Below are 10907 nucleotides of genomic sequence, written 5' to 3'. Positions count from 1 at the left end.
GTATGCATCGAGCCATGACCAGCTTCCCGCCGGGGTAGGAGCCTCATCCTTCGTGAGTTTCCGATATTCAATCAGCATGCCTCCGAGGTTCACCGCCATCGACATGCCGGACTGGTGGTTCTTCGGTGCTACCACGGTGACATTTCCGTATGCGGACATGATCTCTGCAAGGACACGTATGCCCTTTGCCTGGTAACCGTCGTCGTTTGTGATGAGAATCTCCATATTTTTCAAGTTCCTGACAAAAATAAATATAATTTATTCCACTTTTGAAAAAAGTTTATAAATTTGCAAAGATTTCGGTCATTAGGGTCGGAACCTATTGAAAGACAATTTAAGTTTTACTCTTTAATACTATTACAAAACAATGATTAGACTTGGTATCAACGGATTCGGTCGTATCGGCCGTATGGTATTCCGTGCTGCTGTTGAGAACTTCTCACAGGACATCGTCGTTGTAGGTATCAATGACCACCTCGATCCAGATTATCTCGCTTACATGCTCAAGTACGATTCAGTACATGGCCAGTTCAACCACGACATCCAGGTTGAGGGTAACTACATGATCGTTGACGGTAACAAGATTCAGGTTTTCGCTGAGAAGGATCCTGCACAGATCACTTGGGGTGCTCTTGACGTAGACGTAGTTGTTGAGTCTACCGGTTTCTTCCTCACTGAGGAGCTTGCTTCAGCTCACCTTGCAGCTGGTGCAAAGAAGGTCATCATGTCAGCTCCTTCAAAGGACGCTACTCCTATGTTCGTATACGGTGTTAACCACACTACTTACGCTGGTCAGAAGATCATCTCTAACGCATCTTGCACCACTAACTGTCTCGCACCTCTTACCAAGGTCCTCAATGACAAGTTCGGTGTCGTTCGTGGTCTCATGACTACCGTTCACGCTGCTACCGCTACCCAGAAGACCGTTGACGGCCCTTCAAAGAAGGACTGGAGAGGTGGTCGTGGTATCCTCGAGAACATCATCCCTTCTTCAACTGGTGCTGCTAAGGCTGTTGGTAAGGTTCTTCCTGAGCTCAACGGTAAGCTTACCGGTATGTCACTCCGCGTCCCTACTTCAGACGTATCTTTCGTAGTCCTTACTTGCGAGCTTGCTAAGCCTGCATCTTACGCTGAGATCTGCGCTGCTTTGAAGGAGGCTTCTGAGGGTGAGCTCAAGGGTGTTCTCGGTTACACTGAGGATGCAGTCGTTTCTACCGACTTCCGCAACGAGTCAAAGACCTCTGTCTTCGACGTTAAGGCTGGTATCCAGCTCGATCCTACCTTCGTAAAGGTTTGCGCATGGTATGACAACGAGTGGGGTTACACAAACAAGGTTTGCGAAATGGCACGCGTCATCAGCAAGTAATTTGTTGACTATACCAACTCAAAATAAAAAGAGCTGCCCGATCGGGTAGCTCTTTTTTGTTCCCGTGAAGTAAGAAGTTTGCTTCCCACTTGCTAAGTGATCAGCTGGGAAGCTGGTTGAGATTGACAGCCTGGAAGCGGTAACCCATCTTCTTGAGCTGCATCGCCGCACCTACCTTGTAGAGACACCTGCATGCACGAGAGAGCGCATGGAAGGCGTCGGCAGTGCCTGCCTCGATGGAAGAGTGGCGGATGTAGGTCCATGTGGTCTGGGCGAGAACCTCCATGGTCTTGACGAGCACGCCAGCCTCGGTTGAGCTGAGAGCATGTCCGAGTATGGCGGTCATGATATGGTCATCCATGTCGTCGAAACCCCTTGGCCCGAGCAGGGAAGCGAACTTCGCGCTGTGATGGCGGCCCCAGTCCTCGTCCCACCACTTCGCGATCGCCATTCCTGCGTATCCTGCGCATGCGACTGCGAACTCAGGATATGAGTTCACGTTCTTGACAGCGTCAGCCATGTATTCGGGCGCAAACTCGCGCCACTTGTCGTCGATGTCGTCGCTCGCGAGGAGAGTGTCTCCGAGCATGCCGAGCGAACGAGCGACCTTCATCAACTCGTTGAGAAGGCCGCTTTCGAAAGTATCGAGATATTCCTTATCCATTAGAAAAGATAACCAGTGTTGATGTAGAAAGCACCCTTTCCGTCCTGCATCCTATATGGGTTGTTCTCCTTGAAGAAGCGGGTGATAGGCATACCGTATTCTGCTGCCACGATGAAGTTGGAGTTCATGATGAAACGGAATCCCAGACCTGCGGTGATGTGCGGCATCTCCTTGAGGGTCTTGATGGAACCATAAGCTCCGTTGTCTATCATCTTGATGTACTTCTCAGGATAGTTGTGCTCCTCGAGCCTGCCGCTAATGAATGCCTTGTAGACTGCGTAGTCAGTTCCGTCGCCCTTGTAGGTGATGTCGCGCTGGCGGGTCACCATGGCTCCGTCGCTGAATGCGGTGATCGAGAATGCGACATTCTGCTTGCCCAAGCGGAAATCCACGAACTTGTAGCGGAACTCGGCGGTGTATGAAGCCTGGTCGAGGCCCATCACGCGATCCCTGAGAATACCACGTACGGTGCGGTAACCTCCGTTGCCGTCCTTGTCTCCGTCGTTACCGACGACGGTGATGTAAGGATAGGTATAATAAGGAGAGAACTTACCGATCGTACCCTCGTAGTTGAGCCTGTATGCGAAGGTGAGCACGTCGTTCTTCACGAGAGGTACATACTGCCTGAAAGTGAGGCTGTAGCGGTAGTTGGAGTTGCTTGAGCCGAGCCACTTTGGTGAGGCGATGAGATGGCCTTCAGCCCAAATACCTCTTGCAGGAGCGCCTTCCTTGTCTCGTGAATCATACATGAGACCTAGACGGACGCTGCTGTTGATCATGTTTGGCTTGCCTTTCTTGTTGTAGATTTCACTCTTGTCGATGATTCCCCAGCTCTTGTAGTACTCGAAGAGGGTAGGCTGATATGGACGATCATCCCTGATAGGCTCCATTCCCTCCGGGAACTTTGCGTTGTCGTAGGTGTCAGGGCCTGAAGGGAAGGTGTCGTAATAGAATTTGTTCTTGTTGATGCTCAGACGGTCGATCTCGTCCTGACGGAAATACTGGAAATGGTATCCAGCCTCCCAGTAGAAGTGGTCGGTGATCTTACCGGTGAAGTCAGTCTTGGCAAATACCGTCATCTTGTCGAACCTGTAGAAAGGAGTGTAGCGGTAGAGATTAGGATCCGGCTGGGCCGTACCTTTCTTTATTGCCTTCTTGTCGTTGCTTGCGTCGATCCTGTCGGAATCATAGAAGCTCTGGTAGCCGTTGAAACCGTAGAAGTCGAAAGCCTTGTCGATGGTTACGGCTGCTGCGGAAGACCACCTGATGCCAGGGATGAGCTCCTTGTTGTCGTACTGGAGCTGGAAGAGCATCGAACCTTTGGTGAAGTACGAGGCCTCGATGTACCATTTGCTGAAATAGTTGGGGTACTTCGAACCGTCACCGAAGTTGTAGATGTTGAGAATGCCTCCGAGCTGGAAACCCTTGTCTGCGTCGAATGCCACTGCAGGGAGCGGTCCGAAGTTGAGTCCGGTCTTTATGATCTTTCCATTCTCGTCATATTTCACTTCCTTCTTCGCCTTCTTCTCCTTTGATGCGCTTTCATTGGTCTCCGCGTATGCTGCAGAGCAGAGAGCGAGGCAGAGTGCTGCGATTGCAATCCTTTTCATATGCTACCTGTTTTTGATGTTCCAATATTTCTTTACGAGCTCAGGATAACCGAAGAGACGGAAATCCGAGAACATTACCCTGTAGAACTCGAGGCTCCTGTAGTGGATTATGTTGGCTCCGAGCGCAATGACGAACAGCGGCAGAGCAACGAACCAAGGGAGGAATACGAAGAGCAGTACGCCCCACACTATCGCCATGATAGGAAGGAAGGCAAGATGCACTCCGAAGCGGACCGTATTGGTGAATGCAGGGTCCTTGACCTTGGAGCAGATGATCCTCGAAGTGAGCCAGATAGGAAGAGCCATGAGGGTACTGTAGAGGAAGAACGGCAGGAGGATGATTCCGGTGATGATCTTGTTGATGAAGTTGACCACGGGTCTCTTCTTTCCGAACGACTTGATCGAGATGTGGGCCTTCTTGCGCTCTGCTTCGAACTCCTCTGCTGCAGTGAGGAGAGTCTCGTCTGCGTTTTCAGCCCTCTCCGCTGCCTTCCTGTTGTTCTCGAGTTTCTTCTTTGGAGTGCCTTTATGACCTGCCCATATCCTGGTGAGAGTCCACTTTGCGCTGTAGAGCTCATTGTCAGGGATGAAGGTTATGAGGCTTGAGATCTCGTCCGCGATCTTCCACATGAGGTCCTTGTAGATGTCAGCCTCGAAGGCGTCTGGATGCTCCTTGACGTACTCAGTGACATTGATAGGCTTTCCGTACTGGAGGAGGGCAGTTGCCTGGAAGCGGAAATAGTCGCCGTACTCGATGCCGGCAGGAAGTATATAGACAGGCTTCTTGTCTCCGAACTTCTCGTTTGCTGCGAGTGCAATCCTGACTATTCCCTTGTTGACCGGGAGGAGCGAGTGCTTAGGGCGGTGGGTGCCTTCGCAGAACATGCAATACATCATTCCGCTCTCAAGGGTCTCCACGATCTGCTCGAATGAGTCGTGGTTCTTCGCGACGTTGCGAAGTCCGTCACGCTTGCGGACCATAGGAAGTATCCTGAGGAACCTGAGAGCGGCGGCAGCCGTCTTGTTGTTGAAGATGTCTGCCCTTGCACCGAATACGGTAGGCTCCTTGCGTGCGCGCAGCACCACGAGGGGATCCATGAGCGTGTTGCAGTGGTTAGGCGCGATGATGACAGCGCCGTCCTGAGGGATGTTCTCCTCTCCGATGACCTGCATCTCGCTGTAGCTGCTCTCGACCATCCTGTCTACATATAGGCGCAGGAGCGAGTACCAGGGGTTCTTGTCGTATATCTTGCTCACTATTTCTTGTCTTTATCTGTGAAGTTGAAGATTGATGCGACCGTAAGGCCGGAAACGATGTGCCATACGCCCCACCATGCCGTGATTACGAGCATTCCTCCGTGAGGCGGGAAACCTGCGAAGATGCTGGTTCCCAAAAGCAGCACGAGGCCGAGTCCGGAATTCTGGATGCCGGTCTCGATCGTGAGAGTCCTGCGGTCGGCCTGTGGCACCTTGAAGATCGTTCCGACGGAGAATCCGATCAGGAGCGCAAGGAAGTTGTGGATGAGGACGACGAGGAATATGTACTGCACACAGTTGCTGAATGCTTCGATGTTGCCCATGAACGAGAGAATGACCATCGCAAGGAAGAAGATGATGGACAGCCACTGGAAAGGCTTCTTCAGTGCATTCGCAACCTTAGGAAGATAGTGACTGGTCAGAATTCCGAGGGTGAGCGGAACTCCGAGGAGGATGAAGATGGTCTTGAACACGTCAAGCAGCGGGATGGAGAGGTGCGGAATGTCCGCTGCCACGCCGAGGCTGTTGATGTAGAGGTTACCCCAGAGCCAGAAGTTGAAAGGAGTCGTGAACACCGCGAGGGCCGTGGTCACCGCCGTAAGCGATACGGAAAGCTCAACGTTGGCCTTGGAGAGGGATGACATGAAGTTCGAGATGTTTCCACCTGGACAGCATGCCACGAGTATCATTCCGAGAGCCATCATAGGCGAAATCATTCCGCCGATGACGAAGCAAAGGCAGAAGGTGAACGCCGGCAGCAGGATGAGCTGGCAGCAGAGGCCGAGGATGACGGACTTCGGACTCTTGAATACTTCGACGAAGGTCTTCGGCTTGATGCCGAGAGCGACACCGTACATCACGAATGCGAGCACGATGTTGATTGTGTTCATTCCGCCCGCATTCAGGGTCACCTGGATGCTGTCGATGGCGTTTGCAATCTCTGTAGTCATTGGGGTTTAGGCTTAGTATAACGTGGGCAAAGTTAATTATTTTTGCCAAATGGGTCCTGAAGCTATTGTTTTGTAACCTTGAAAGGTTTCTTGACAGCATTGTGAGCTGCATTCTGGGCAATCCTGAGCTCGAGGTTGGTGACGCCTGAAGGGCAGTAGAGATTACCTACTACGGTCTTTCCGGTAAGAGCCTCGAACCAGGTTGCGGCAGCGATGTACTGACCGAGGTGGTGGTCGAGGTGGAAGCCGTCACGGGTGAGGTTGTCACCGAGATTGGTGGAACGGGCGTTCTGGATGGCAGTGCCGGATGGGATCACCTTCTTGAGCTTATGCTGGTCAGCTACGTTCTTGGTGGTGTTCATGATGGCGTCGTACATTGCGTACTGGCTACGCTCGTAGTTCACGAAGCCGTCGTGGGTCGCGTTCTTTGCGTAGGCCCATGTCTGGTGGAGAACGATCTTGGCCTTTGGAGCCTTCGAGCGTATCCATGCGAGAAGCTCGCCGAGATGTGCATAGCTCTCGAGTATACCTGAGTCCTGACTTACCTGCTGTACGCTGATGTAGTCCCACTTCTCGTCGTTGATCACCTGTGAGAGACGGATGTCGTCGGTAGTCCTCTTCACGCCGTCCTTGCCGATCTTGCGGTATGAGTAAGCAGGGAGGTCGCCCTTGATGTTCTCGACATGGCGGTCGATTGAGCAGCCCGGGATGTACATGTTTCCGATGATCATAGGTACGCCGGCGGCATTTCCTATCTCATAGAGGTTCTGCTCGACCGCGTCGAGAGAGAAACTGTTTCCGATTGCGAGCACCTTGATAGGGTCCTTTGCCTTTGCTGACACGCTGAGGGTCACGAGGACGAGAATCGCTGAAGCGAGTAGTCTGCTGAAGATTTTTCTATTCATGGTATCTGTCTTTTGATTAGTCTATTTCCGGAGTTCTCCGACCGCGTCCCTGAGCTGCTCGAGGGCGGTGCGGAGTATGCTGCGAGGGCAGCCTATGTTGAGACGCATGTATCCGGGACCACCGAACATTGCGCCGTCGTTGAGCGCGAGACCGGCCTTCTTCTCGAAGAGCTCCACGAGCTGCTCCTGACTCAGCCCGAGACCGCGGCAGTCGAGCCACACCAGGAAGGAAGCCTGAGGCTTGAGCGCATGTATGCCGGGGATGTTCTCCTCGATATAGTCATGGACAAAGTCCACGTTGCCCCACACATAGTCGAGCATCTCGCTGCGCCACTGCTTGCCGTGGGTGTAGGCAGCGACGGTGGCGATAGGAGAGAAGAGGGAAGTAGGGAAGTCGATCTCCACTGCCGCGAAGTACTTGAAGAGCTTCTCCCTGAGCTTGTCGTTCTCGACGATTGCGTATGATGAGACGATGCCTGCGATGTTGAAGGTCTTGGTCGGAGCCATGAAGGTCACCGAGTTCGACGCAGCCTCGGCGCTCACGCTTGCGTAAGGTACATGCCTTGCCTGTCCGTGCTGGCTGCCGAACACCATCTCCGCATGGATCTCGTCCGCTATCACGGTCACTCCGCGGCGGGAGGTGACCTCGGCGAGCTGGCGGAGCGTCTCGGCCGACCATGCTATGCCTGCAGGGTTGTGAGGGTTTGAGAGCACGAGGACCTTGGTCTTCTCGTCGATGACGCTCTCGAGCTGTTCGAAGTCCATGTCATAGCCCTCGAGGCGGCCGTCCTGCGCATAGCGGGGCTTCAGCGGATTCTCCACGACCTCGTATCCGAGCCCTGTCGGCACGTTCCTGAACGGGTGGTATACGGGCGGCTGGATGATGACCTTGTCCCCAGGGGCACAGAAGCACTCGAGAACGAAGCCGATGCCGCGTACTATGCCCGGGATGAAGCGGTAGTGGCCAGGGTCGGTCTTCCATCCATGGAGATCCTCGACCCATCTGCTGACAAGCTCGAAGTAGCCTTCAGGCAGTGCCGTATAGCCGAAGACAGGGTGGTCGAGCCTCTTCCTGAGAGCATCGACGATGAAGTCAGGAGTCCTGAAATCCATGTCCGCAACCCAGAGCGGGATAAGCTCCTTGCCCTTCTGCTTGTGGAGAGAGTCATGCTTGATGCAGTTGCTTCCCTCCCTTTCGATGATTTCGTCGAAATCGTACATCTTCGCGCGTGTTTACTTTATTATACAAAGCTAATCATTTTTGACTTAGGAAAGAATATTTTTCCTATATTCGCAAGATATATTACAAGATCACTAACAAAGTTTTTCATATGGCAAACAACGCAAGCTACGAATGGAAATTCGTGAACGTCGGTGGCATGACAAGAGTCAACATCACCAGCGGTGAGGACATCAAGCACCTCCCTGAACTCGACCAGAAGCTCTGGACCGTACTCAGCTGCCCAACTCAGGGCCTGGAGTTCGACCCGAAGACACTTGAGATGCTCGACGCCGACAAGGACGGAAAGATCCGCGTCAACGAAATTCTCGCAGCCTCTTCATGGCTCACAAAGGTCATCAAGGATGCTGACCTCCTTCTCAAGGGTGACGACGTTCTCCCTCTCTCAGCATTCAACACCGAGGACGAGGAAGGAAACCAGCTCCACGATTCTGCAGCACAGATTCTCGCAAACCTCGGCAAGGAGGGTGCTGACGCAATCTCTGTCGCTGACACTTCGGACAGCGTCGCAATATTCGCGAAGACCCGTTTCAACGGTGACGGAATCATCACTCCGGACTCTACCGATGACGAGGCTCTCAAGGCTGTGATCACCAATGCCATCGCGAGCGTAGGCTCGACTGCAGACCGCAGCGGTGCGGCCGGCATCAACGCTGACCAGCTCGAGGCATTCTACGCAGCATGTGCAGACTACGCAGCTTGGCAGCAGGCTGCTGTCGACGGCAAGGACGCCATCTATCCTTACGGAGAGAACACTGAGGCCGCTCTCGCAGCAGTCGAGGCTCTCAAGGCTAAGATTTCCGATTATTTCCTCCGCTGCAAGCTCGTAAGCTTCAACGCAGACAGCAGCGCAGCCCTCGACGTATCAGTCGCTCGCATCGAGACCATCGGCTCGAAGGACCTCAATACCTGTGTCGATGAGATCGCATCATATCCTCTCGCTCGCATCAACGGCGAGGAGAAGCTCGCTTACGCAGGCATCAACCCTGCTTGGAAGGCAGCTTTCGAGACCCTCAAGACCCTCGTGCTCGACGTGGACTATCCAGGTGCTGAGGCAATCACCGAGGCTGAGTGGAACGCAGTTGTCGCAAAGTTCGGCGCATTCTGCGCATGGAAGGCAGACAAGAAGGGTGCAGCAGTCGAGGCTCTCGGTCTCGACGCAGTCAAGGAGACCCTCGCAGCTGACCGCAAGGCAGATCTCGTTGCCCTCATCGAGGAAGACAAGAAGCTCGAGTCTGAGGCTAACTCTATCGACGCAGTCAACAAGCTTCTCCACTACTATCGCGACTTCTACAAGCTCCTCAAGAACTATGTGACCATGTCGGACTTCTTCACCGTCGGTGAGGGAAGCCCTCTCGCAGTGTTCCAGTGCGGTTATCTCTACATCGAGCAGCGCCGCCTCGACCTCTGTATCAAGGTCAGCGACATGGGGAAGCACGGTGACATGGCTGGTCAGAGCGGCATGTTCATCATCTACTGCGCATGCACCAGCAAGACCAAGGGTACAAGCATGAACATCGCAGCCGTCCTCACCGACGGTGACGTGGACGGTATCCGCGTAGGTCAGAACGCAGTGTTCTACGATCGTGACGGCATCGACTATGACGCAGTGGTCACCAAGATCGTCGACAACCCTGTCAGCATCCGTCAGGCATTCTGGTCTCCATACCGCAAGATGGGTAACGCCATCAGCGAGCGCATCAGCAAGTCAGCTGCCGAGAAGGACAGCAAGGTAAGCGCAGACCTCACCAGCAAGGCAAACACGGTCACTCTCGAGCAGTCTGAGGAGAGCAAGGCTCTCGCCAATTCCGCAAGGCAGACCTTCGATATCGCCAAGTTCGCCGGAATCTTCGCGGCTGTCGGCATGGCTGCCGGCCTCCTCGGCTCGGCCATCGCAGCTCTCGTAACTCCATGGTACACCATATTCTTCGTGTTCCTCGCACTCATCGTCGTGATCTCAGGTCCTTCGATGTTCCTTGCATGGCTCAAGCTCCGCAAGCGTAACCTCGCTCCTGTGCTCAACGCCAACGGATGGGCAATCAACAGCAAGGTTCTCGTGAACACCAAGTTCGGTGCGACCCTCACCGAGCTCGCCAAGTATCCTAAGGTTGCGATGGACGATCCTTTCTCAGACAAGATGCCTGCAGGAAAGAAGTTCCTTCTCTGGCTCTGCGGTATCGTAGTGGTCTGCGGTGGTGCTTTCGCAGCTCTCTTCTTCACTGACCGTCTCGCTTGTGTAGGTCTTCCTTTCCACAAGGCCGAAGAGGTAGTCGAGGCAGTAGAGGAGACCCCTGCGGAGGAAACTGCAGCAGAGGCTGAGGTTCCCGCAGGAGATGTCGCAGAAGAAGTAAGCGAGTAATAATGGAACGCTTCTTCATAGCAGCATACAGATATTTCAAGAAGCATAGGGCCCTGATGTGGGCCCTTCTTCTTGGAACTACGGCACTCTTCGCGGTGATGGGCTCCCAGGTCGTGTTCGAAGAGGACATGACCAAGATCCTCCCGTCGACAGAGAAGTCCGACAAGGGTTCGCTCGCGTTCTCTGACATGAAGATCAAGGACCAGGTGATACTCCAGCTCGTAAGGCGCGAGGGCGCTGAGATGGACGAGGAGAAACTGGCTGCCCTCATGGATGAGTTCGTGGACGATCTCCTCATAAGAGATTCTTCAACCAACCATATCGTATCGACTCTCTACAAGCTCCAGCCAGAGTGGGCCATGAACGCCCTGGACTTCGGCCTGGAGGCTTTCCCCGCCTATCTGGAGGAGAGCGCTTACGCGGAATTCGACCAGCTTCTCACCAAGGAATCGATAGACGAGAACATGGCTCGCAACGTCGAGCTCATGGAGGATGACATGGACGGAAACGTGACCATGATGGTCACCTATGATCCTGCCGGACTTCGATTCTCCAT

The 10907-nt window shown here is 53.6% G+C and carries 10 protein-coding genes; 3 read left to right on the top strand and 7 right to left on the bottom strand.

Annotation, left to right across the window (positions count from 1 at the left end):
* A partial coding sequence (locus tag AC06ND_RS08855) for a 5'/3'-nucleotidase SurE (RefSeq protein ID WP_475678619.1) occupies positions 1–225 on the bottom strand: 225 nt, incomplete at its 3' end.
* Between the two features lie 142 nt (positions 226–367).
* Here AC06ND_RS08855 and gap point away from each other — a divergent pair.
* Positions 368–1366, top strand: coding sequence for a type I glyceraldehyde-3-phosphate dehydrogenase (gene gap / locus AC06ND_RS08850; RefSeq protein ID WP_475678618.1), 999 nt, complete (start codon positions 368–370; stop codon positions 1364–1366).
* 100 nt (positions 1367–1466) lie between these two features.
* On the opposite strand, the gene AC06ND_RS08845 is transcribed toward gap, so the two are convergent.
* The 6 genes from AC06ND_RS08845 to AC06ND_RS08820 form a co-directional block, all read right to left on the bottom strand.
* Positions 1467–2030, bottom strand: coding sequence for a hypothetical protein (locus tag AC06ND_RS08845; RefSeq protein ID WP_475678617.1), 564 nt, complete (start codon positions 2028–2030; stop codon positions 1467–1469).
* The gene (gene omp85, locus AC06ND_RS08840) at positions 2030–3640 is read right to left on the bottom strand and encodes an Omp85 family outer membrane protein (protein WP_475678616.1); all 1611 of its coding nucleotides are present in this window, start codon (positions 3638–3640) and stop codon (positions 2030–2032) included. The genes AC06ND_RS08845 and omp85 overlap by 1 nt, the downstream gene beginning before the upstream one ends.
* 3 nt (positions 3641–3643) lie before the next feature.
* Positions 3644–4897, bottom strand: coding sequence for a 1-acyl-sn-glycerol-3-phosphate acyltransferase (locus AC06ND_RS08835; RefSeq protein WP_475678615.1), 1254 nt, complete (start codon positions 4895–4897; stop codon positions 3644–3646).
* The gene (locus tag AC06ND_RS08830) at positions 4897–5847 is read right to left on the bottom strand and encodes a bile acid:sodium symporter family protein (RefSeq protein WP_475678614.1); all 951 of its coding nucleotides are present in this window, start codon (positions 5845–5847) and stop codon (positions 4897–4899) included. The genes AC06ND_RS08835 and AC06ND_RS08830 overlap by 1 nt, the downstream gene beginning before the upstream one ends.
* Positions 5848–5909: 62 nt before the next feature.
* On the bottom strand, positions 5910–6752 hold the full coding sequence (locus AC06ND_RS08825; RefSeq protein WP_475678613.1) for a DUF4886 domain-containing protein: 843 nt from the start codon (positions 6750–6752) through the stop codon (positions 5910–5912).
* Positions 6753–6773: 21 nt separating this feature from the next.
* On the bottom strand, positions 6774–7973 hold the full coding sequence (locus AC06ND_RS08820) for a MalY/PatB family protein (protein WP_475678612.1): 1200 nt from the start codon (positions 7971–7973) through the stop codon (positions 6774–6776).
* 110 nt (positions 7974–8083) lie between these two features.
* Between AC06ND_RS08820 and AC06ND_RS08815 the strand changes: the two genes are divergently transcribed.
* Both AC06ND_RS08815 and AC06ND_RS08810 read left to right on the top strand, forming a co-directional pair.
* A complete protein-coding gene (locus AC06ND_RS08815) occupies positions 8084–10351 on the top strand; it encodes a hypothetical protein (protein ID WP_475678611.1) in 2268 nt (755 codons plus the stop codon).
* Positions 10352–10353: 2 nt separating this feature from the next.
* Positions 10354–10907, top strand: a 554-nt coding sequence (locus AC06ND_RS08810; RefSeq protein WP_475678610.1) for a hypothetical protein, incomplete at its 3' end; no start/stop codon positions are given.

The sequence above is a fragment of the Candidatus Cryptobacteroides sp. genome (assembly GCF_056207615.1).
Note: the sequence above shows the minus strand (reverse complement) of the source record. Positions and strands in the feature narration are given on the sequence as shown.